The sequence below is a fragment of the Variovorax sp. UC74_104 genome, assembly GCF_044055375.1.
GTDB lineage: Bacteria > Pseudomonadota > Gammaproteobacteria > Burkholderiales > Burkholderiaceae_C > Variovorax.
On record NZ_CP171978.1, the window covers coordinates 5,084,467 to 5,107,324 of the forward strand.

The window sequence follows — 22,858 nt, forward strand, 5'->3', positions numbered from 1 at the left end:
ATTGCCTTGAAGGCAATACTTCGGGCACTTCCATCCCTGCCATGACGCTCCCGCTCCTCAGCATCCCGATGCGGCACTTCCTCGAAGTGGCGCGCAGCGGCTCGGTCAACCAGGCGGCCGCGCGCCTCTTCGTGGCCTCGTCGGCGGTGAGCCGGCAGATCGCCAAGCTGGAGGACAGCCTAGGCACGCCTCTCTTCGAACGGCATGCGCGCGGCATGGCGCTCACGGCCGCCGGCGAACGGCTGGCTGCGCATTTGCGCAATGCGCAGCTCGACATCGAGCAGGTGATCGAACAGGTACGCGACCTCGGCGGACAGAGCGCGCGGCGCATCCGCATGGCCTGCACCGAAGGCTTCGCGGGGCACTTCATGCCGCTGGTGATGCGCAGCTTCGAGTCGGCGAACCCCGGCTGCCAACTGGAGCTGCACGTGGGCTCGCCCGATGGCGTGAGCGCGCTGCTGGCGCGCGGCGAGACCGACATCGCGCTCAAGTACGTGGTAGCGCCCGAGCCCGGCTTGAAGATCGAGCATTCGGCCACGGCGCCGGTCTACGCGGTGCTGAGGCCCGACCATCCGCTGGCGCGCCAGCGCGTGGTGTCGGTGGCCGACGCGGTGCGCTATCCGCTGGCCGTGGGCGACAAGGGCGTGACCGCGCGCCAGCTGTTCGACCAGGCCTGCAGCCTGCAGGGGCTGCAGTACCGCGCGCTCTTCGTGAGCAATTTCTCGTCGGTGCTGCTGCCGCTGCTGCGCACGCCCGACGTGATGCTGTCGGGCCTGGTCACGGTGATGCACCTGATCGACGAGGGCACATTGGTGGCCCGGCCGTTCGCGGAAGCACCGCTGCAGCAGCGCCAGCTGCAGGTGCTGGCGCTCGAGGGCCGCACGCTGCCGCCGCTGGCGCAGGACTTCGTTCGGCACCTGGTCACGGCCATCGCCAGCGCGGGGCGCCGCAAGCTGGGGCGCGCGCAGGCTTTCGGCGCAACGAAGAAGGAGATCAGCCCAGGGCGTTGATGTCGGCCGGGTCGAGGATCGGCTTCGGCGCACCGTTGCGCGCCACGGCCAGCATCGCGCGCCCCACCTTCTCGGTGGTCGTCACCCGGTTCGGCCAGAGGCGGAAGGCCAGCCCGAGCACGGGCTTGAGCACGACGATGGCCGCGTCGTACAGCGGAGTCTTCGAGCGGATGCCGTGCAGCGGCTGGATCATGCCGGGGCGGAACATGTAGGCCGCCTTGAACGGCAAGCGCAGCAGCGCGTTCTCGGTCGCGCCCTTCACGCGCGCCCACATGCTGCTGCCGCGCTCGCTGCTGTCGGTGCCGGCGCCCGTCACGTAGGTGAAGGTCATGCCCGGGTTGAGCCGCGCGAGCACGGTGGCGGCCGCCAGCGTCAGGTCGTAGGTGATGCGCCTGTACTCGGGCTCCTTCATGCCCACCGACGATACGCCGAGGCAGAAGAAGCACGCATCGAAGCCTTGCAACTGCGATTCGATGTCGCCGTAGTCGTACATGTTCCTGTGGACCAGGTCGCGCAGCTTCGGGTTCTGCTGCCCCGTGGGGTTGCGGCCGATTGCGACGACGCTTTCCACGTCGGGCGCCAGCAGGCATTCACGCAGCACGCCCTGCCCCACCATGCCGGTGGCGCCGAAGATCAGGACTTTCATGGGAAGGGCTCCGGCCGGTCAGACCGCGAAGACGGCTGGCTTCTTGTTCAGCACAGCCAGCAGCAGGTCGACGTCGAGGCTGGAGGGCTGCGGCGCCTGCAGCGCCGAGAGCATGCGCGAGAGCGTTTCGGCATGCGGCAGCAGCGGCCCAAGGAAGCGCGTGCCATCGGCACCGGCGACCAGCAGCGTGGGGAAGGTCTCGACGTCGAAGGCGTCGGCGATGTCGGCGTGGTCCTCGATGTCGACCCAGGCGAAGCGGAACTGCGGATGCGCACGCGCCACTTCCTGGAGCAGCGGCCGGTAGTCGCGGCAGGTGCCGCACCATTCGGCGCAAAGGCAGACGACCCAGGGCGCATCGCCGGCCGGATCGGCGGATTCGGGGGGTGCTTGGAAGGCTTGGAAGAGCGCTCAAGGCTGATGCGTCGGTGGTGTGATCGGAAGACCGGGTGGTACGGCCGGGAGGTCGTGGCTATTATGGACAAAGCCCTCCCGCAGGGTACAGGAGACTCGCACGATGAACACCACGACCGCCCCAGCATCTGCCGTCGATCCTCGCCAGTTCAAGAGCTTCGCGCAGTTCTATCCCTTCTACCTGACCGAGCACGCCAACCTCACCTGCCGGCGGCTGCACTTCGCCGGTTCGACCATCTCGCTGCTGTGCCTGGTGGCGCTGATAGTCACGCTCAATCCGTGGTGGCTGCTGGCGGGCCTCGTGGCGGGCTATGGCTTCGCCTGGGTCGGGCACTTCGGCTTCGAGAAGAACAAGCCGGCCTCGTTCAAGCGGCCGCTCTATTCCTTCATGGGGGACTGGGCGATGTATCGCGATGTCTGGCTGGGGCGGGTGAAGATCTAGCGAGCCCCGTAGACCTTCCCCATCACTGAGTAGCGCTGCTCCCGCCATCGGTCCATACCATTACTTTGGGAAAACGGCACTCGAAGAAGCACTGTCAGACCGCCCCGCGGCGGCGACGATCATCTTTTCCTCTAGACGCACACTAGAACTTTCCAGCAGGCTTTCAATCGCTTCAGAAATAAGTTTGCGAAGCTGGGTGCTAGTAGCCTTGAAACCGAGCATGCGAGAAACAGCAATGATGATCTCGTCTTCGGTCGCTCCGAAATTCGTCGTTACAACGTGAACAACACCAGCTGCAATCTCACGCGGAGGAATCATTTCAAGCTTTCGCAGGCCCGCCGACAAGGTAGCACCACGGTCACGAGGAAACGGGTCATGCCCTGGGCTGGAAAGAAACGCACCATCGCGGGTAATACGGCCTCTACCCAGAGCCAGACCGGCGCCTTGTTCGACTGCAGCCTCAATTCGGGCACCGGCGCGCAGAAGACCCCATGCAGTACGAATCCGTGTGATCACTTCGTCGATGTGAACTGGCGCCTCGACACGCACGACTTGCTCAACCAGATCAGCCATAACGCCGACAGGTGTTTCGTGAAGCTCATATGGCCCCGCTCTCACGGGGGTGGCCTCGACATAGACGCGATCGGAGGGCTTGCCGTCTTCGGCGTCTGACAGACCGATCTCTGTGATGTCCCCCCGATCTACGGTGACGATCTCGACAGGAACTGCACGCTGTTTGAAAAGGCCGTTCTCAAGTCTCGCATCGAGTTCAGCCTTGGCGGCTTCGATCGCGGCGACTGTTCGTTCCAGTTGTTCAATTGGGCGTTGGAACCAGTCCGTACTCCAGATGCGATGAATGATCCATCCATGGTCTTCGAGCACAGCTTGACGCAGGCGGTCTCGATCTCTTGCTGATCGACCCGAGTGGTATGAAGCACCATCGCATTCAATTCCAATCAAGTATCGACCCGGGCGCTGTGAATCTGCTATCGCCAAGTCGATGAAGAATCCGGCAATTCCAACCTGCGGATGAACTTGATATCCCCTGGCTTGAAGTGCATTGGCGACCTGCTCTTCGAAAACGCTGTCCATTCCCCGGCCACTCGACTGTGCAACCGAAAGCCGCCCTGTACGTGCGTAGTGGAGAAACAGCTTGAATGCAAAGACACCCTTGCCTTTTGCTCGGCTGAGGTCGATGTCTTCGTCCGTCATTGAAGCGAACACTTCGCACCGTCGTTTTGCACGGCTGATGAGCACATTCAAACGACGCTCACCACCGTCTGCGCCGAGTGGACCAAAGCGCATAGCTATATACCCCTGCGAGTTCCTGGCATAGCCGACCGAAATGATGATGACGTCGCGCTCATCTCCCTGGACGTTTTCTAAGTTCTTGACGAAAAACGGCTCGCTCGGGTGGGCGTGAAAGAAATCTTCCGTATCCGGATTCAATCGGCGTAGCAATTCCAGCTCGTCCTGAATTGCGCGGCGCTGAGATACGGAGAATGTAGCGACACCCAGCGATTGCTCCGCACTAGTCTTGGCATGCCGAATAATGGCTTCTGCCACCACCCGGGCCTCGATAGCATTCGTCCCGGTGCCACCAGAGTCGAAGATGCCCTCTGGAACATGATGAAAGCGCAGTCCCATTCCCGCTTCCTGCGTATACGGGCTGGGCACGATGAAGAGCTTGTTCTCATAGAACTGACTGTTCGAGATCGCGATCAGGGATTGATGCCGACTGCGATAGTGCCAACGCAACATTCGCTGAGGCAACCCTCGCGCAACAAACAGTCCCAAGATACTTTCGATGTCCGCCACAGGGGTGCCGTCGTCGTCATCCTCGCCAGCTTGTGATCCAGTCATCTTGGAGAAAAACTTCGTCGGTGGAAGCTGCCTTTCATCCCCAACTACGACAACCTGCTTGCAACGCGCGATCGCGCCGAGCGCGTCGACTGGCTGGATCTGACTCGCCTCATCCATTACAAGAAGATCGAAAGTGAGGCGTCCAGGCGTCAAGAACTGCGCCACAGACAGGGGGCTCATCATCAGAACCGGCTTGAGTGCTTGTACGGCGGGTCCGGCCTTCTGCATGAGTTGCCGGATCGGCATGTGTCCCCTGCGCCGCGCCATTTCAGCGCGCAGAACGCCGACAGGGCCAACGCCGCCGTCACGCGGCGGGATTCTCTGATGGTGGGTCCTCACAACCTCAATACTTGCTGCTTTGATGCGCTGCAGATCGAGATTTGCAAACTCTTGAACCTGCCTGGCATGCAGATTTCCGTCGAACCGCCCGATTTCGGCGTCGAGCCGAACTAACTCAGCCAGTATCGCTTCGTAGTATGCGATCTCGAACGTCGAGCGCGCCGCCTCGGTCTTCAGGCGTCCATCAACAAGGCGATCGACGATTGAAGTCAAACCCGCAACTCGGGCCTTGTTCGCGCGCTCTCGGTAAGTGACCCACTTCGACAGTTGTTCAGGGTTAGCAAGCCATGCGACTAGCTTGCTGGCCGCGGTGCGAATGGGCGTCGCTGCGCAGGACGACGTGCCGAAAATCGCGGCGGCGTCCGTTCGCAATGCAACAAGCACCTCGCCAAGCTCAGACGAAGCCGTATCGGATGCACGGTCTACAAAGCGCGCTCGTTCGGCAATCTCCCCGCGATGCGGAAGTCTCGCCGCGAGTTGCCGGTGTGCGCCATGCTGCTTGATCCAATCGATTCCGGACGAAAGGAGCATCCAGTTGGAGGCAAGCCCGGCCCACGCGCCGTCGAACGCCTGGCGACCAGTTTCGTCGTAAGCGCCTATTGTCTTGGCTAGCTCTTGCCATGCCGCGAGGCGTCTAACCAGATCCAATCGTTCGCCCAACCTTTCCGGTACCGTCTTCAGCACCTGGCCCGAAAGGTCGTTCGCCCAGACCATCCCCTTAACTCGCAGTTCGATCAGTTCCAGTGCAACACGCTCCACCGAGGCAGCACCGTTCATGGCACTTGACGCAACGGTCGCAAGGTCGGACCAAAGCCCCATCAGGAGTGGCTGAGTACGGTCAAGGAGTTTTCTCAGCTGGAGCGACCGGTCACCAACCTCAGCACGCTGAGCCAACTTTCCGGCGATCAGCCGCGGCTCGGCTCCAAGGCCTCGCAAGGTCCGCATCCAAGCGACAAGCGCCAGCAATGGTGCGCTCGCGGACCGCTCACCCCGCCAGTCTGCACCGAACGCCGAGCGGCCAAAAGCGTCGCCGTCACGGACTTTGGCCGCTGACGCCTGCCCTCGCACGAGGATATCGAGAAGCTTGACAACCTCCGATGTCTGTGCATTCTGGTCGCTGACGATTGAACGTACGAGCGCTCTCGCCTTGCGCCAACCGCTGTTGAAATGTCTGAGCCAGCCCGTGTTCGTCGCCAGGAACTGGCGCGCGGCCCTGACGTCGGTAGTCCAAGCCACGTCCAGCAGGCGATTCCCAATCTTGCCGCGTGCTTCCTCCAATGCGGCTACGGCCTCAGCCAAGTCACCAGCCTGCTCAACGCCGTGATCCCAGACGGTCGCGGCGAAGGCATCGGGACTGGCATCAGGCGCAGCAGCAACACGTTCACCGGTAGCGGCGATCTTTGCGATCGCCGCGAAGGTATCAATCGCACCAATAGAGCCAAGCTCGAGCCTCAATCTCTCGGCATCGGCCCGCAGCAATGGAAGGACCGCAGTCAACTCTCGCGCTTTCCTGAACACATCGGGCGAGATGTCGACCGGAAGCCAAGCCAGCCCCGCCTCCAAGCCGTCTATGGACGTACCAAGTGCCTGTGCAGAGAACAAAGGCGATAGTTCGTTCGACACCCGTTCAAACATCAATCCGTAATCCACAAGATCTCGGATCTGCGTCAGACCTTGGTCCCATATCGGCGCGGTCAACGCACGCTCGGAAAAATCAGGGCCAGCCTCCATAATCTCCGCGAGTTCGCGAATGCTGCGGACATCCGCAAACGTCTCAGGCAGAGGGTTGAGCTCGAGCGCCTTAGCTAGCTCGGCCACCTCGTTGTGCAACCTTTCAATTTCTGCACGCAGACCGTCCAGCCTCGGGACTAATCTCTCGACAGTCGTGGGCAACACCATATCCAGTCCCACGCCGTTCCATGGGTGGCTGGCAGGCAACCCGATTTCATCGATGCGCTGCGTGAGTTCGTGAATCAGATGACTGCGAGCGGCGAGGCCATCCGGCGTCCATGAAGTTGCACCGTCCAGAGAAACATCTACGGGGCTTTGGCCTTCCTGTCGGAGGCGGGTCAAGTGCCCGATGACGTCATACGCAGTCAATGCCGAAGGCATGTGACGTGCGTGCATGCGAGAAGCATGGCTGTTGAGAAGATCTCGCGCATCCTTGAGCTTTGCGGTCAACGTGGACGGGAACTCACCGCGCGGAGAGCCCAACTCCCAGGTTCGCCGCAATTCGTCAAGCAGAACTCGCTTGTTCGCCTTATTGCTATGAAGCTCTAGACAGGTGTCGCCTACACCGGCTTGATCCAAGCGCCTCTTAACGACATCGAGCGCAGCCATCTTTTCTGCCACGAAGAGAACGGTCTTGCCATCTGCGACGGCAGACGCGATGACGTTGGCGATCGTTTGCGACTTTCCAGTGCCTGGAGGCCCCTGAATGACCAGATCACGTCCGCGGCGCACATCGTGAACAGCCAGGGTCTGCGAACTATCGCAGTCGACGATATGAAGCATCTCCTCGGGCTCAATATGAGCATCGAGCGGCAGATCTTCCGACATGAGAGGCTCTCGACCTTCAAAGCCGTCGGACAAGAGCGAGCGGATCATCGGTTGGTCCGTCAGCTTTCCCACCGCAGGCCAGTTTTCTGGATCTAGATCTCTGTACATCAAAAATTTGGCGAACGAGAAAAAGCCCAGGACGATGTTGTCTGGAACAACCGCCCAATCGGGCTTTGTAGATATCGCTTCCGCCACGGCAGAAAGGTATGCGGCGGGCTCGAACTCATCTCCTGCCTCGAAGGAGGGGAGCTTGAGCGCATGCACTCGGTCCAAATAGGCCTCGAGCGAGAGGTTCGAGGTTTGGTCTTCCGGTCGCAGTCGAAGCCGAAACTTTTCGCCGGCGGTTCCGCGCTCCAGACTCACCGGGATCAGGATCAGCGGAGCATTGCGAATGTTCTCTTTCTTGTTCGGATCCACCCAATTCAGAGTGCCAAGTGCCAAAAACAGGATATTTACGCCCTGCTCTTCCTCAAGCGTACGGGCGTCGTGATAAAGATCCAGAAGGCGCTTTTGGAGCCCCTTCGGCGTCATCCGTGTTTGAAGCTTAGTGTCGGTATGCCGTAGGAATACGCCTCGCGCATCGGCGTCCCCTTCATCTTCCTCAGGTTGGGCAAGTTCAACGACTGAAACCTCTTCCTCGTCCTCTATCTCATCCGCAGCGTCGCTGCCAGCTCGATCTGGTCGCCCGGCAATGAACGTGAACGCCTTGTTCTCGCGCACCAGAAGACGGAACACTTCCGACGACTTCTCGTCGATGACGTCGATGGTTTTGGCGCTCTTCGAGAAGCGGGGAACATGCAAAAGACGATTGCGCGCGGAAAGGTCCAGCAATTCCATCCGAGCTCGCTCGAGCTTGGTTTCCAAAGGCAGATTGCTTTGGAAGACAGAGGATTCAGATTCAGACATTGGGCTCCCTTGACTGAACCGACGGCGCTTCACCGAAGGCACACGCGGCAAAGTAGCTAAAGCTTGAAGGCGGCCCTATTGACCATAAGAAACGCCAACCGCCTCAATCGGTTATGTAAAGTAACACATTGTTTGCAGTCATGGCTTGAGAGTTAGCCCTAAACGGTTCGCTCTTGAAGGCCCGCCGCTTCAAATTGTTTATGCATGCGTCGAGTTCCTAGAGGGCAGCAGCTTGAATTCGGCGCTTGTGCTGAGCTTCAGCTCGCCCCGTCTGAACGAGATCACCTTTGAAACTGGACAACGACGCAAAACCTTGTCTAGCCAGGCCGGCTCCTATTCAGATCAGAAGCACGTCGCCCAGCCTTAGGGAGCGCAGCGGCCCCTTCTGCCAGAGGTCCTCGAGCGGCTCGGCCCGGGGCATCAGCAGTTCCTTCAGCAACGGCTCGATGGGCGTCGAAGGGTCGGCCAGCAGCACGTAGCGCGGGTCTTCGTTGGCGGGCTCTTCCGCCAGCGGCGCGATCCAGTCGAGCGCCACCAGCGTCTCGAGCACCGGCGCGAGTTGCAGCGCATCGACGCGCATGCGCGTCACCAGTTCGGTCGCGCCCATGCCTTTGGCCGGCGTGGCCTGCGCGCGGGCCAGGTGCTGCAGCGTTTCCATGGCAAGTTGCATGGGCCATCCGGCGGAGCCTCCGCGCCGCGCGACGCCCGTCAAGAGGCTCGGCAGGTAGGCCGCGATGACCGCGCCGAGCAGCACGATCACCCAGGCCACGTAGATCCACACCAGCAGGATCGGCACCGTGGCGAAGGCGCCATACAACACCGAGTAGGTCGGCACCAGGCTCAGGTAGTAGCCCAGCACGCGCTTGGCGATCTCGATGGCCGCCGCCACGAAGATACCTCCGGCCCACGCATGCGACCACCGTACGTTGGTGTTGGGCACGTAGTGGTACAGAGACGCCATGCCGACCGCGAGCAGCATGAACTCGAAGGTGTCGAAGAAGAGCTTCACCATGCCGCGCCCCACCACGTCGCTGGTGGCCGAGACCACGTAGGAAGTGGTGGAGAGGCTCACCGCGAGGATGATTGGCCCCAGCGTGATGGCCGCCCAGTAGATCAGCACCCGCTGCGCGAACGGCCGCGGCGAGCGCACGCGCCAGATGTTGTTGAGCGTCTTGTCGATGGTGAGGATCAGCGCGATGGCGGTGATCAGCAGCACGATCAGGCCCGCGATGCCCAGCCCGCTGGCCTTGCTCGCGAACTGGTTCAGGTAGCCCAGCACCTGCCGCGCGATGTTGTCGGGAATCAGGCTCTCGATCAGCCAGCGCTGCAGGCGGCCCTGCATCTTCGCGAACATCGGGAACACGGTGAACAAAGCCAGCGCCACCGTGAAGAAGGGCACCATCGCGATGGTGGTGGTGAAGGTCAGGCTGCTGGCCGTGAGGCCGAGCCGGTCTTCGCGAAAACGCTCGCCCAGCACCGCTGCGGTGTTGCGCCACGGAAAGCGAGAAAGATCCCTCCAGAGTTGCCTGCGATTCATGGCCGGTATCATGCCATCCGCCCTTTTCGCAGCGCCCGCCGCCCACCGTGTCCGACAACCCGCTTACTCCATCTTCCGTCCGCGCCACCCGCTGGGCCGCCGTGGGCAGCGTCGTCGGCCTGATCGTGCTGGGCCTGGCCTGGGAACTGTGGCTTGCGCCTCTGCGGCCCGGCGGTTCGCTGATGGCTCTGAAGGTGCTGCCGCTGGTCGTTCCGCTCGCGGGCCTGTGGAAGAACCGCATGTACACCTACCGCTGGGTCAGCCTGATGATCTGGCTCTATTTCACCGAGGGCGTGGTGCGCGCCTGGAGCGACACCAGCGGCGTGAGCCAGGTGCTCGCGCTCGTCGAGGTGCTGCTGTGCCTCGTGCTCTTCGCCGCCTGCGCCTGGCATGTGCGGCTTCGCCTGCGCCACGCCAAGAACGCTGCCCGCCAACTGGAGGCTTCCGCCCAATGACTTCTTCCACCGACCTGATCGAACAACTGCGCGCCATCGTCGGCGCATCGCATGTGCTGAACGAGGGCGACCTCACCGCCTACGAGCAGGACTGGCGCAAGCGCTCGCGCGGCAAGTCGCTGGCCGTGGTGCGGCCAGCCAATACGCAACAAGTGGCCGATGTGGTCAAGGCCTGCGCCGCGGCCGGCACGGCGGTGATTCCGCAGGGCGGCAACACCGGCCTCGCGGTCGGCTCCATTCCGGACGACAGCGGCACGCAGGTGGTGCTGAGCCTGCAGCGGCTGAACGCGATCCGCACGATCGACGCTGCCAATCTCACGATGACGGTCGAAGCCGGCTGCATTCTTCAAACGCTGCAGGAGACGGCCGAGCAAGCCGGCTACCTGTTCCCGCTGAGCCTCGCGGCCGAGGGCAGCTGCACCATCGGCGGCAACCTCGCCACCAACGCGGGCGGCACGCAGGTCGTGCGCTACGGCAACAGCGCGCGAGCTGTGCCTGGGCCTCGAGGTGGTCACGCCGCAGGGCGAGATCTGGGAAGGCACCAGCGGCCTGCGCAAGGACAACACCGGCTACGACCTGCGCGACCTCTTCGTCGGCAGCGAGGGCACGCTGGGCATCATCACCGCGGCGACCATGAAGCTCTACCCGCTGCCCGCCGCGCAGCTCACCGCCTGGGCCGCGGTGCCATCGCTCGACCATGCGGTGACCCTGTTGGGCCTCGCCCACAGGCACCTGGGCTCGGGCCTCACCGGCTTCGAGGTGATGGGCAAGTTCGCGCTGAGCCTGGTCGACAAGCACATGCCCCAGCTGCGCGTGCCTTTCATCGGCGATGAGGCAGTGCCCTACTGCGTTCTGCTGGAGAACTCCGACAGCGAATCCGAAGACCACGCCCGCGCACGCTTCGAGGCGCTGCTCGAAACCGCCTTCGAAGACGGCTGCGTGACCGACGCGGTGGTTGCCGAGAACCTCACGCAGGCGCATCAGCTGTGGCACATCCGCGAGAGCATTCCGCTCGCACAGGCCGAGGAAGGCCTGAACATCAAGCACGACATCTCGATCCCCGTCTCGCGCATTCCTGCCTTCGTTCAGGAGACCGACGCGCTGCTGGCGCGCGAGATCGCCGGCGTGCGGCTGGTCAACTTCGGCCACCTGGGCGACGGCAACCTGCACTACAACGTGCAGGCGCCGGAGAACGTCGATACCAAGGCCTTCCTGAAGAACGAGGAAGAGCGCATCAACACGCTGGTGTATGACGCCGTCGAGAAGTTCGGCGGCTCGTTCTCGGCCGAGCACGGCGTCGGCTCGCTCAAGGTCGACAAGCTCGAGAAGCACAAGTCGCCGGTGGCGCTGGAGATGATGCGGGCGATCAAGCGGGGGCTTGATCCGAAGAACATCCTGAATCCGGGGCGGGTGATCCGGGTCTAAGGCATCGGCCCACCGCCGAACGGCTGGCTCAGGGACGAACGATCACGCGCCGCAATTGCGGATCGCGTGCGATGTCCTCCTCCCGGAACGGAAAGCGCAGCCAGTCCTTTTTCGCGTAGCGCGCCACGGAGGCAAGGCCTTCGCCGCCGGTCACTGCGGTTTCGCGCTCGCCGTGGGCGAGCAGCGTGCGCGCCTGCACGCCGCGCCGGTCGAAGTACACGACCTGCAGATAGGTATTGCCATGCGAGCGATTGCCCATGGTGTAGTCGCCCCCGTTGGCACAGGCCACCGTGAAATAGCCTTCGGCATCGCAGCCGCCGAAGAGCGGCACCTCGCGGCCCTCGCTGCGGACGAAGCGGCGTTCGCCTAGCGGCGTGTCCAGTGGCCATCCCTTGCGCGCCATGTCTTCCACGGCCCCCACCAGCGCCCGCGCCACGCGCGGGTCCGCGGCATTGATGCCCGAGGGTGTCTGCAAGGGCTCCGCTGCCGAGAACGGTTGCGCGTAGAGCTCCTTGGCGGGGATCTCCAGCACCCGGGTCCAGAAGGCGTCCCACAGCAGCGCGCCCCGGTCGCCAGCGCCGGCGCGGTTCTGCCAACGCCGCAGCACTTCGCAGGCCTGGCGGATGTCGACCGTTCGCGTCCTTGCCGTTGCGTTTTCGGCCGCCAGTTCGACCTGGCCTGCCGCGCAGGCGCCATCGAGCAACGCGGGCTTGAACCTGTCGGCGGTATAGGAGCGTGCTTCCAGCGTCTTCCGCATCACCCGGCTGGCCAGTTCCCCGGCGGAAGTCGAGCCCGCCGCAGCGAGTTCGCCCGCGATGCGATGCCCTTCGCGTCCGCGCATCGACAGTGCCTCGCCCTCGCTGCCGAGGACCGACGCGAAGCCCGTCAAGGGCTGCGCCGGGTTTGCCAGCCAGTGGCTGTCGTTCATGTTGGCGACATAGTCCTCGCGCAGCAGGCTGGGCATGCGCTGCGCCACCAGCGCACCGGACTGCACCGCGTTCTTCGCGGACTGCCATTCGCAGGCCGAACGACTGCCGTCGAGCACGGGCGTGTCCGCATCGAATGCGGCAAAGGCCTTCGACAACGGCGTTGCGCAGGCCGAACGCAGGTCGTCTGGCACGCCGGGTACCGCGCCGATGTCCGCATACCAGGCCCGGCCGTCACCGCGCCCGATGGCCACGGTGTTGACCCACGGCATCGCCGTCTCCTCCCGCTGGATGCCGATGAACTCGTCGAGCGAACGTGCCTGGTCCCAGCGAAAGAAGTTGCGGAAGATGCGCAGGTTGTCGGCGTTGATGTCGCGCATCGCCAGCGCCTTGTGTGCGCTCCACGCCAGCGCGGGGTTTCGCGCGCCGAGGTCGACCACCGGTCCGAAGCGCGTGCGGTAGAGCGTACGGCGCGCCAGGTCCACCGTGCCGTCGGGCCGGCGCACCGCCACGGCCAGCGCCTGGGCCTGCATGGGCTCGGAACGGCCGTCGACGAGGTAGCGCGTGGCGTCGGCCGGATCCAGCGTCAGGTCGAACAGCCCGAAGCGCCGCGCGGCGGACACCGTGTGGCTCCAGGCCACGTCGTTGTTGAAGCCGATCATGATGACCGGGATGCCCAGGAAGGACACGCCCGCTACGTCGAGCTTTCCCGGCAGTGTGAGATGCGCCTGGTAGAAGCGGTCGGGCCCGCCCCAGTACCAGTGCGGGTTGCCGAACAGCACGCTGGTGCCGCGCTCGCCGGTGGCCGCCTGGCCGAACGCCAGCACGTTGCTGCCGATGCCCCTTGCGTCGCCCACCGGGATCTCGAGCCGCAACGACAGCGAGAGCTTGTCCGCCGGTGCGGGCGGTGCAGCCGCCGCGGGTTTTGCGTTCACGATCTCGGAGACGAAGTGCGTGTACCCGCCCGCCAGCCCGGCGGCGATCATCCGCCGGTAGATGTCTTCAGGCCCGATGGTTCGCACCCACGGCGCGCCGGCACACGCGTGCGCCGCGCCATGGCCAGGCTTGTCGTGCTGCGCCTGCAGTGCCCGCACGTGGCGGTTGTAGCCTTCCGCATAGCCGGCTATGAGTTCGTTGAGTTCGGCCGGCTGCTCGCGCCTCAGGGCCTCGACCGCCTCGGGGCCAGCAAATGCCTTGAAGAAGAAGTCCAGGTCGAGATTGGCGGGCTCGCCGAAGGTGGAGCGCGTCTGCGGCTTCCCTTCGGCACCGAAGTACAGGGAGCGCTGCCCGCTGTAGGTGACGAAGGCATCGGCCAGCGTGCACAGCGCGTCTTCGGCCTGCGCCTGGCCATAGCCGATGCCCAGCCCGCGCCAGCTGCTGGCGCGCACATGGGGAATGCCGTCGGCGGTGCGGCGGATCTCGATCGGGGCAGCTGGCGTGTCGCGCCGAGCCCAAGCAGGAGCGGCGCCGAAGGCTGCACACGCGAGCGCGACGGCGGCCACAAGGCGATTCCACGTGAGGGCGCGAAACAAGAAAAAGTCGTTCATGTCGTTCAGTGGTTCCAATGGCTCGACGGCCGTCTATTGCAGGTCAGGGCCGCAGCGCTGCCCCTCTTCGAGCACGGGCTTGACCAGGGCAGCGCCCGCCAGCGCCCACAGCGTGAGCGCCTCGTCGAACGCACGCACGTGGCGGGGGTCTTCGCCCAACCAGCGGATGAGCTGGTCGGCGTGGTCGCGCGAGGGCGTGTCGTGCAGCCGGCAAAAAAGCGCCCATGCGGTGTCGACAGCCGTCTTCGTGCAAGCCGGGGTCCTCTCGACCATCGCCATCGTCGGCCGCCTCGTCCGCGGCCGGCTAGACCCGGACCGCCTGGGCGTCGTCCCGCGCGGTGTTGCGCGTGCGCGATTGGGCGGCAAGCAGCGCGTTGCCGATTTCCCCGGTACGCACGGAAGTGACCGAAAGCAGCGTGTCGCTCAGGCCGTGGCTGTCTTCGCACGCGCCCTGCAGGTAAATGCCCGGATGGAAGTCGGGCGATGCCTTCAGGCGGTAGTAGCGATCGACCTCGTAGTCGCCGAGGTAGGGGGCGAGCGGCAGCAGCAAGTCCTTGTGGTGGTCGCGCGCGTAGCCGGTGGCCAGCACCACCGCGTCGTAGCGCACGGTGCTCTCGCGCTGCAGGTCGCGGTCGAGCAGCGTCAGGTGGACCCCGTCCGCGGAGGCGCGTACCGAGCGCACCTCATGCTGGCGCAGCATGCGCAGGCGGGTTCCGCGCGCCACCTTCTGGTCGTAGAAGACCTTGTAGATCTGCTGGATCAGGTCGAGGTCCGCCACCGCGTAGTTGGTCTGCGAGAACTCGTCGAGCAATGCGGCGCGCTCGTCGCTATCGCGGCTGTACATGTAGTCGGTGTAGTCGGCGTTGAACACCTCGTTCACGAACGGGCTGTCGTCCGAAGGCCGGATGGAACGCGCGCGCATGATCAGGTCGACCTGCGGCGCACCCGGGCGGCCCTGCAGGTCCATGAAGATCTCCGCCGCGCTCTGGCCCGCGCCCACGACGGCCACCCTGCGGGCCTGCGGATGCCCCGCCATGTCCTTCAGGTAGCTGCTCGAATGGAAGACGCGCGCGTCGTCGCGCAGCCCGCGGAAAGCCTCGGGAATGTTGGGCACGCCGCCGATGCCGACCACCAGATTGCGCGCGAGCCGCTCCTGCACCCGGCCGCTTCCGTCGCGCGAGCGCACGCGCAGCAGCGGCACCTCGCCGCCCTGCTTCTCGGGCAGCACCTCGAACACTTCCTCGCCGTAGCGGCAGGCGTCCTCGAACTGGCTCGCTGCCCAGCCCAGGTAGTCGTTGAACTCGTGGCGGCTCGGGAAGAAGCTCTTGAGGTTGATGAAGTCCGTCAGCCTCCCCTTCTCGTACAGGTAGTTAACGAAGGTGAAGCGGCTGGTCGGGTTGCGCAGCGTCGCCAGGTCCTTGAGGAACGAGATCTGCATGTGCGCCTGGTCCAGCAGCATGTGCGGATGCCAGGCAAAACCGGCCTGCCGCTCGATGAACAGGGCGTCCAGCGGCTTGGTGCCGTGGCGCTTCTCGTCGAGTGCGATGGCCAGCGCGACGTTCGACGGGCCGAAGCCGATCCCGATCAGGTCATGGATGTGCTGCATGGATGTCAACTCCTCTGTGCTCTGTGTGTTGGATGCGGGCGGACAGGCGTCCCTCAGGCGGCCAGGCCGTGCGGTGCGCGCGCCCGGTCTTCCTCGATGCGTCCGGCCTTCATGGTGATCACGCGGTCGGCCAGGTGGAAGTAGCGGTCGTCATGAGAGATCACCACCAGCAGGTGGCCCCGCGCACGCAACTCGGGAAGCAGTTCCGTGTAAAAGAGATGGCGGAAGGTCGGATCCTGGTCGGCGGCCCATTCGTCGAACACCAGCACCGGCCGGCCCTCGAGATAGGCATGCACCAGGGCCAGGCGCTTGCGCTGCCCGGTCGACAGATCGACCGTGCTGAACGAGCCGTCCTTGATGCTCACCTTGTGGGCGATCTCCAGGCGCTGCAGGTAAGGCAGCGCGGCTTGCGGCAATGCGTGCGTGCCCGCCTCGCCTTTCTCGTTCGCGACGAGGTTCTCGAACAGGTAGAAGTCGGAGAACACCGTGGTGAAGAGCTGCCGGTAGTCATCGCGAAGTTCGGGCGTGACGATGGCGCCGTCGCGCAGCACCTCTCCATGCTGCGGCGCATACAGCCCCAGCAGCAGCTTGACGAGCGTCGTCTTGCCGGAGCCGTTGTCGCCCACCACGAACACCATCTCGCCGCGGCGCAGCTGCAGGTCGATGGGCCCGAGCACGAAGGGCTCGCCACCGTCGGGCGCCTCGAAGGCGTAGCGCACGCCCTGCATGCCAATGCCATCGGACAGCGTCTGCGGGCCGCCCGCGCGCTCCAGGTGCAGGTGGGGCTCGGGGCTGGCAAAACGCGCCGAGAGGTCGGCAATGCGCAGGAAGGCCACCTTGGCACGCGCCATGTGCGGCAGCGTCCCGGCAATCTGGTCGATGGGCCCGCGCAGGAACAGCAGCACCAGCACGAAGCCGCTCAGCACCGCGGGCTCGGTGGTGCGGAATGCGGCCCAACCGAGGATCAGCGCGATCAACAGGAAGAACAGCGCCGAGCCGAAAGACGTGGCCATCACGAAGGTGTTGATGGCGCGGCTGTTCACGGTACGGATGCTGTCGACGATGCGTTCGATCTGCCCGTCGAACATGCCGACCCGGCGCTCGCGGTGCATGCGCAACTCCTTTGCGCCCTCGCTGATGGCTCGGTAGGCCTTGTGCAGCTGATCTTCATGCTCGCGTGCCTTCCAGAAGCCGATGTTGGCGCGGTTCTGCGCGATCATCTGGAAGGAGGCACCGATGATGAGCGCCACCAGCAGCAGGCAGAACAGCGGCAGCGAAAGCCAGGCCAGGTAGGCCAGGCAGCCCAGCGCGACAGCCACCGCGATGAGCGTGGTCGACAACGCGAATGCAGCGTCGCTGATCATGTCCACGTCTTGCGACAGCACCGGCATGAGCCGATGCGTGCGATAGCGCTCCAGGGCATCGATGGGGGCCGAAAGAATCTTCTGCGCCAGGCTCTTGCGCACCTGGGCCACCAGCTTCTGGCCTACGAAGTTGGTCGACACGTCGGAAGCCATGCGCCCGAACAGCGCGATCAGGCACAGCGCAATGAAGGTCAGCAGCAGTCCGCCGGCCATGCTGCCCTGCTGGTTGAGCACCTGGTTGATGGTGCGCAACAGCGCGACGGTCGCCACGCCCGCACCGACGCCCGTGACCATGGACAGCACGATCCAGGGAAGAAAGGGTTTCAGCAGGCGCGCGACTTCCGCGCCATTGCCGCTACCGCTGCCACCGCCGCCACCGTTGTCACTTGGAGATGTCATGCAAGGAATCTTTCCGCCCGCCGGGGCGATTGCGTTCATGCGGCGCGATGCCGCTCCTTGCATAGACGACCGGGCCCCGCCGATGTTCATGGCGATGCCGGCGCGAGCCCTCCGACGCGTGTCCGGTGAACATGCGGGCCGCTCGCGCGTCTTGGAGGCATGCACCCTGAGCGACGCCTCGCTGCGCTCTTGCGAGCCGGCCCATGATCCCGCTGCTGGCGCCCATCTTCCGGGGCGAACTGGCGCCGCTCGGCGAAGGGCTCCAGTGCGCGCAAGCCCCTCCCGCCGACGCCGTGCGCCTGGCCGACCTGCTGCAGCCGGGCCCACGCCTGGGTGAAGTGCTGCGCCGGCACGCGCGCTTCAGGGGCGATGCCGATGCCGACCCGCGGGCTGTCGCTTCCGTGTGGAGCCTTCGATACCTCGACGTGCTGCTGCCGCCCGTGGTGGCGGGAGCAAGCGTTCTGCAGCATGTGTTTCCGGTCTCGGCCGGGCAGGTCTGGGTGCGGTTCGACGACAACGGCGATGCGGTCAGCTTCCACATCGCCGGGCTCGGCGAGTCGCGGCATGGCGCAACGACCCAGCAGCGCTATGGGCCTTTGCTGTGGCACCACCTCGCACCGCTTTTTGCCGAGCTCGCACGGCGCACGCGGCTGGCACCCAAGATCCTGTGGGGCAACCTGGCGCGCCGCCTCGAACCCATCCTCGCGCAGGGCCTGCTGCTGACCGGCGGCTCCGCCACCATCGCGCAAGACCAGGCCCACCTGCTGCATGCCGCCGCCTGGCCGGACGCCCCCGGCGGCCTCAACCCTTTGCATGGACGCCAGCGCGAAGTGCCGTGGCACCACGAAGGCCGCACCGTTGCAATGAAGCTGCACCGGCAGTGCTGCCTGTACCACCTGCTGCCGGGCGAAGACTATTGCGGCGCCTGCCCGCTGGCGCCGCAGCATCGCCGGGGCCACGGTGAAGACGAAGACGCGGCCGAGGTCGGGTGAACAGATTGCCGGGTATTTCGTCTCCCTCGGAGACCCGAACCATTCATCCCACGCCGACACCCTCCACTTCCATGCCCAAGGCCAAGCTCGTCTACGTCCTCTCGCTGAGAAATGCCGCCGCCGACAAGGCGGGCCAGAACATCGACTACAAGGGAGAGCCGCGCTACATGAAGTCGCCGCTCGAGTACCTCGCGGAGGCACTCGACACCACGCCGCTGGGCGACGCGTACTCGCTCGAAGGCATCGTCTACGACGACGATCCGCAGTCGCCGCGCGACCAGGCCGCGCTGGCCGACTACGGCTTTGCATGGCACCCCGGGCGCAAGTGGATCTTTCCCGGCGAACTGCGCGCGCAAGGCCGGCTGCTGAAAGACATGCTGCACCCGGTGCCCTCGTCGTACCGGCGCCTGCCGATGGATTCGACCGAGCGCGTGGCGGGCAAGAGCGCCTTCGAACGCGCGCTGCTCGACAAGCTGCTCACATTGCGCGCCGACGCAGTGGTGCTCGACGGGCTGCTGGTCATCCTCGATGAACTGGTGCGGCCCGGCGCCCGCTTCTACCGCAGGATCGTCAACATCCATCCGGGCATCACGCGCCTCGAGTCGCCGTTCCAGCGACGCGGCGCCTACGCCACGCTCGATGCGCTGCACGGCGCGCGGGGCGAGAAGGTGGTCGACTGGCAGCGCATGGCCACGGTGGCCACGAAGCCGGTCGTCAAGACCGGCGCGTCGCTGCACTACGTCGACAACGGCATCGATTCGGGCGAGGTCATCTTCGACGTGCTCGGCACCGACATCGGGCCGGACGATTCGATTCTCGAGCTGCGCTGGAACAACTTCAACCGCAGCCTCTTCCCCGCCATGCACCAGGGCCTCGCCCTGCTGGCCCCTCACCTCTGAGCCCGCCCGACGCGGCTCACCCCAAGGAGACATATGACGCTTGCCCCAACGCAGCCCACGCCGGCCCCCCTCCGGAACCCGATCACCCCAGGCGCTGACCGCTTACGTGGACGGTGCACCGCACGACGTCGCGTACGACGGCCGCGGCCTCATGGTCCGCAACCGCGTGAGCGGCTCGCAGTCGCAATGGAGGCTCGACGGCACCGGCGAAGGCCTGGTGCTGGCACAGATCGAGGGCGAGGCGTCGAGCGCCACGCCGCACGTGCTGGCCGCGCTCGAAGCCGCGTTTGCGCACCACCCCGGCAGCAAGGCCCTCACGCTCGCCGGCGCCGGCCGCTTCGATGAACTGGCGCATGCCGGCGTGCTGGTGCCGGCGGAAGACGGCAGCGCGCGCGCCTTCAGCGAACTGCTGTGGCAGCAGCCCAGGCTCTGGCTGCCCGAGGTGCACGCGCCCATGGCCCAGCAGTTCGTGCTGACCCACGGCAAGTACCACCCGCGCCGCACGCCCAAGCCGCGCGGCACGCTCTACCAGCGGTTCATTCCCTGGCTCGGCAAGACCTTTTCTTTTCGCAGCATCGACTTCGAGCGCGACCTGCCGCTGTTCAACCGCTGGATGAACGACCCCGACGTGGCGAAGATCTGGGAAGAAGAAGGCGACCTCGACAAGCACCGCGCCTACCTCACGGCCATCGACCGCGATCCGCACATGTACTCGATGATCGCCAGCTTCGACGGCGAACCCTTCGCCTACTTCGAGATGTACTGGGCCAAGGAAAGCCGCATTGCGCCGTTCTACGACGCGCAGGACTACGACCGCGGATGGCACGTGCTGGTGGGCGATCCCGCGTTCCGGGGCAAGGCCTACGCCACGGCGTGGCTCACCTCGATCTCGCACTACATCTTCCTGTGCGATGCGCGCACGCAGCGCGCCGTGGGCGAGCCGCGCATCGACCACGTGCAGCAGATCCGCAACCTCGACAAATCGGGCTACGCCAAGCTCAAGGAATTCAACCTCCCGCACAAGCGCGCGCAACTGGTGGTGATGCTGCGGGAGCACTATTTCTGCGACGCCCTCTGGCTGCCGCGGGCCCAGGAACCGGCGTCGCACGGCGCCTGAGCGCACAACCGTCGTGAACACGCCGCAAGCCGGCGTTGCGCCGCGAGATAGCGGTCGAGAGCGTGGATTTCTGTGGTCGATGCACAACTATTTGATGCAACAGCAGTATCAAAATAAGAACCATTCTCATTAAAATCCGCCGGCCTAACTATTTTGGAGTCCTTTTCATGCGCCCTCTTCCCCTGCCTCGGCAGCGTCTGTTGAACGCGTCGCTTGCGGCCGCCTTTGGAACCGCTGCAGCGTTCTGGAGCCTTTCCGCTTCCGCCCAAGCCGTCGCCCAGCCGCAGGGGCAGCAGTCCCCCAGGCCGTCGGCCGCCGCCGCACCGTCCGATGCGACAAGCGGCACGCTGCCGGTCGTGACCGTGCGGGACGAGCCCGTCGCGGAAACCGCGAACGGACCCGTGCAGGGCTATGTGGCGCGCCGCAGCGCCACGGGCACGAAGACAGACACCCCGCTGATCGAAACGCCCCAGTCCATTTCGGTGATCGGCCGCGACGAGCTCGAGGCGCGCGGCGCACAGAACATGATGGAAGCGGTGCGCTATGCGCCGGGCGTGGCGGTCGGCAACTGGGGCTACGACGCCCGCGGCATCGACTGGCTGCTGATTCGCGGTTTCGACGCCACCAACGCCATGTACCGCGACGGCCTGCTGCTGCAGCCCTACTCGCTGACCGAACCCTACGGCGTGGAACGTGTCGAGCTGCTGCGCGGCCCGGCCTCGGTGACCTTCGGCCAGAGCGATGCCGGCGGCGTCGTCAACCGCGTCAGCAAGATGCCCAGTGCCACGCCCATTCGCGAAGTCGAAGTGCAGTTCGGCAGCTTCAACCGCAAGCAATTGGCCGTCGACCTCGGCGGCGCGATCAGCGACACGCTGAGCTATCGCCTCGTGGGCGTGGCGCACGACAGCGACACCCAGGAGCGCTATCCGAACGGCGCGGCCGTCAAGGTGAAGCGCGACTACCTGGCGCCCTCGTTCCGCTGGCAGCCTTCGGCATCGACCTCGTTCACGCTGCTGACCGAATTCCTGCAGGCCAAGGCCGGCGACGACACCGGCTATGTGGTCGGCCCCGAAGGCATCCCGACGCGGGTCAAGGAAGGCGAGCCGCGCTACAGCTGGATCAAGCAGAAGCAGAACGCGATCGGCTACCTGTTCGAGCATCACATCAACGACGCGTGGACGGTGCGCCAGAACCTGCGCTACAACGGTTTCGACACCGACAAGCACCACATGATCTCGCGCCTGCTCGACGACGGCCGCACCCGCTCGCGCACCGCGAAGTACGACGGCGAACGCGCCAACCAGCTCACGGTCGACACCAACCTGCAGGGCCGCGTTCGCACCGGCATTGCCGAGCACACGCTGCTCTTCGGCATCGACTGGACCCGCAGCAACACGTCGACCCGTTCGTTCGTCGGCCCGGCACCCGACCTCGACCTGCTGTTCCCGGTCTACGGCCTGCCCATCTCGGAACCGAACGAGGCCACGCTGAATTTCACGCAGAACACCGAGCAGCTCGGCGTTTACCTGCAAGACCAGATCAAGATCGCCGACCGCTGGGTGGTCACGCTCAGCGGCCGGCAAGACCACGTGAAGACCGTCACCTATGACCGCCTGGGCGACACGCTCACCCGGCAGACCGACAACAAGTTCAGCGGCCGCGCCGGCCTGACCTACCTGTTCGGCAACGGCTGGGCGCCTTACGTCAGCTACGGCGAGTCGTTCCTGCCGACTGCCGGCGTCGATGCCGACAGCCAGCCCTTCCGCCCGAGCCGCGGCAAGCAATGGGAAGCCGGCGTCAAGTTCCAGCCCGAAGGCGCGCGCTCGCTGTTCACGGCCGCCGTGTTCGACCTGCGCAAGTCGAACGTGGTGACCTACGACCAGGAGACCGGCATCGGTCGCCAGATCGGCCGCATCCGCTCGCGCGGCCTCGAGCTCGAAGCCAAGACCGAACTTGCGCGCAACCTGAACCTCACGGCCTCGTACACCTGGCTCGACATGAAGGTCACCGAGAGCGCCAACACCGTCGAACTCGGCAACACCCCCATCCAGGTGCCCAAGCAGAATGCATCGCTGTGGCTCGACTACACGATGGACAACGGCTTTGGCGTGGGCGGTGGCCTGCGCTACATCGGCCGCCGCTACAACAACGAGGCCAACACCTCGGCCGAAGGCGGCGTGACGCTGATCGACGCCACCGTGCACTACAAGCGCGGCCCGTGGCGTTTCGCGCTCAGCGCCACCAACCTGGCCAACCGCAAGTACACGGCGTCGCGCGCCTACGGCGGCTACTACCCGGGCAACGAGCGCGCGCTGCTCGCGAGCGCCAAATATCAGTTCTGATCTGACGCATCCGCAAAAAGGCCACGGGGCGCCAATCTGGCGCCCCGTGGCCTTTTGCATTTCCAGAGGCTCG

Annotated in this window: 14 protein-coding genes and 2 pseudogenes; 8 read left to right on the forward strand and 8 right to left on the reverse strand. The window is 65.0% G+C overall.

Going from position 1 to position 22,858, the window contains the following annotated elements; all coding sequences use genetic code 11:
• The first annotated feature begins 41 nt into the window (after nt 1–41).
• Nucleotides 42–1,010, forward strand: a complete 969-nt coding sequence (locus ACHMXA_RS23945) for a LysR family transcriptional regulator (RefSeq protein ID WP_395316550.1) — start codon at nt 42–44, stop codon at nt 1,008–1,010.
• Here the strand turns inward: ACHMXA_RS23945 and ACHMXA_RS23950 are convergent.
• Both ACHMXA_RS23950 and ACHMXA_RS23955 read right to left on the reverse strand, forming a co-directional pair.
• Nucleotides 994–1,656: an NAD-dependent epimerase/dehydratase family protein gene (locus ACHMXA_RS23950; protein ID WP_395316551.1), complete on the reverse strand. Its 663-nt coding sequence runs from the start codon at nt 1,654–1,656 to the stop codon at nt 994–996. The two genes, ACHMXA_RS23945 and ACHMXA_RS23950, sit on opposite strands and share 17 nt — an antisense overlap.
• Nucleotides 1,657–1,674: 18 nt before the next feature.
• Nucleotides 1,675–2,052 (reverse strand): annotated as a pseudogene (locus tag ACHMXA_RS23955) (thioredoxin family protein); the annotation flags it as partial.
• Nucleotides 2,053–2,170: 118 nt separating this feature from the next.
• On the opposite strand from ACHMXA_RS23955, the gene ACHMXA_RS23960 reads away from it, so the two are divergent.
• A complete protein-coding gene (locus tag ACHMXA_RS23960) occupies nt 2,171–2,509 on the forward strand; it encodes an Mpo1-like protein (protein WP_395316552.1) in 339 nt (112 codons plus the stop codon).
• 60 nt (nt 2,510–2,569) lie between these two features.
• Here ACHMXA_RS23960 and ACHMXA_RS23965 read toward each other — a convergent pair whose 3' ends face one another.
• Together ACHMXA_RS23965 and ACHMXA_RS23970 are read right to left on the reverse strand one after the other, a co-directional pair.
• Nucleotides 2,570–8,134 (reverse strand): DUF3320 domain-containing protein, encoded by a 5,565-nt coding sequence (locus tag ACHMXA_RS23965; RefSeq protein ID WP_395316553.1) that lies wholly within the window; start codon nt 8,132–8,134, stop codon nt 2,570–2,572.
• 379 nt (nt 8,135–8,513) lie between these two features.
• On the reverse strand, nt 8,514–9,725 hold the full coding sequence (locus tag ACHMXA_RS23970) for a YihY family inner membrane protein (RefSeq protein ID WP_176667196.1): 1,212 nt from the start codon (nt 9,723–9,725) through the stop codon (nt 8,514–8,516).
• 35 nt (nt 9,726–9,760) lie between these two features.
• Here ACHMXA_RS23970 and ACHMXA_RS23975 point away from each other — a divergent pair, with 35 nt between their 5' ends.
• Entirely contained in the window at nt 9,761–10,168 is a 408-nt protein-coding gene (locus ACHMXA_RS23975; protein WP_395316554.1) for a DUF2069 domain-containing protein, read from the forward strand.
• Nucleotides 10,165–11,593 (forward strand): annotated as a pseudogene (locus ACHMXA_RS23980) (FAD-binding oxidoreductase). Before ACHMXA_RS23975 ends, ACHMXA_RS23980 begins: the two are co-directional and overlap by 4 nt.
• 28 nt (nt 11,594–11,621) lie before the next feature.
• On the opposite strand, the gene ACHMXA_RS23985 reads toward ACHMXA_RS23980, so the two are convergent.
• Genes ACHMXA_RS23985 through ACHMXA_RS24000 form a run of 4 tightly spaced genes read right to left on the reverse strand, consistent with a single transcriptional unit; the run spans nt 11,622 to nt 17,435 of the window.
• Entirely contained in the window at nt 11,622–14,066 is a 2,445-nt protein-coding gene (locus tag ACHMXA_RS23985; RefSeq protein WP_395316555.1) for a penicillin acylase family protein, read from the reverse strand.
• A gap of 33 nt (nt 14,067–14,099) precedes the next feature.
• Nucleotides 14,100–14,339, reverse strand: coding sequence for a DUF4880 domain-containing protein (locus ACHMXA_RS23990; protein ID WP_395316556.1), 240 nt, complete (start codon nt 14,337–14,339; stop codon nt 14,100–14,102).
• A 31-nt stretch (nt 14,340–14,370) separates the two neighbouring features.
• Entirely contained in the window at nt 14,371–15,672 is a 1,302-nt protein-coding gene (locus tag ACHMXA_RS23995) for a lysine N(6)-hydroxylase/L-ornithine N(5)-oxygenase family protein (protein WP_395316557.1), read from the reverse strand.
• Nucleotides 15,673–15,725: 53 nt separating this feature from the next.
• A complete protein-coding gene (locus ACHMXA_RS24000) occupies nt 15,726–17,435 on the reverse strand; it encodes a cyclic peptide export ABC transporter (protein ID WP_395316558.1) in 1,710 nt (569 codons plus the stop codon).
• A gap of 203 nt (nt 17,436–17,638) precedes the next feature.
• Here ACHMXA_RS24000 and fhuF point away from each other — a divergent pair, with 203 nt between their 5' ends.
• From fhuF to ACHMXA_RS24020, 4 genes are all read left to right on the forward strand, one after another.
• Entirely contained in the window at nt 17,639–18,427 is a 789-nt protein-coding gene (gene fhuF / locus ACHMXA_RS24005; protein WP_395316559.1) for a siderophore-iron reductase FhuF, read from the forward strand.
• A gap of 71 nt (nt 18,428–18,498) precedes the next feature.
• Entirely contained in the window at nt 18,499–19,326 is an 828-nt protein-coding gene (locus ACHMXA_RS24010) for a N(5)-hydroxyornithine transformylase PvdF (RefSeq protein ID WP_395316560.1), read from the forward strand.
• A gap of 106 nt (nt 19,327–19,432) precedes the next feature.
• On the forward strand, nt 19,433–20,443 hold the full coding sequence (locus tag ACHMXA_RS24015) for a GNAT family N-acetyltransferase (protein WP_395316561.1): 1,011 nt from the start codon (nt 19,433–19,435) through the stop codon (nt 20,441–20,443).
• 200 nt (nt 20,444–20,643) lie between these two features.
• On the forward strand, nt 20,644–22,785 hold the full coding sequence (locus tag ACHMXA_RS24020; protein ID WP_395316562.1) for a TonB-dependent siderophore receptor: 2,142 nt from the start codon (nt 20,644–20,646) through the stop codon (nt 22,783–22,785).
• Nucleotides 22,786–22,858 lie beyond the last annotated feature (73 nt).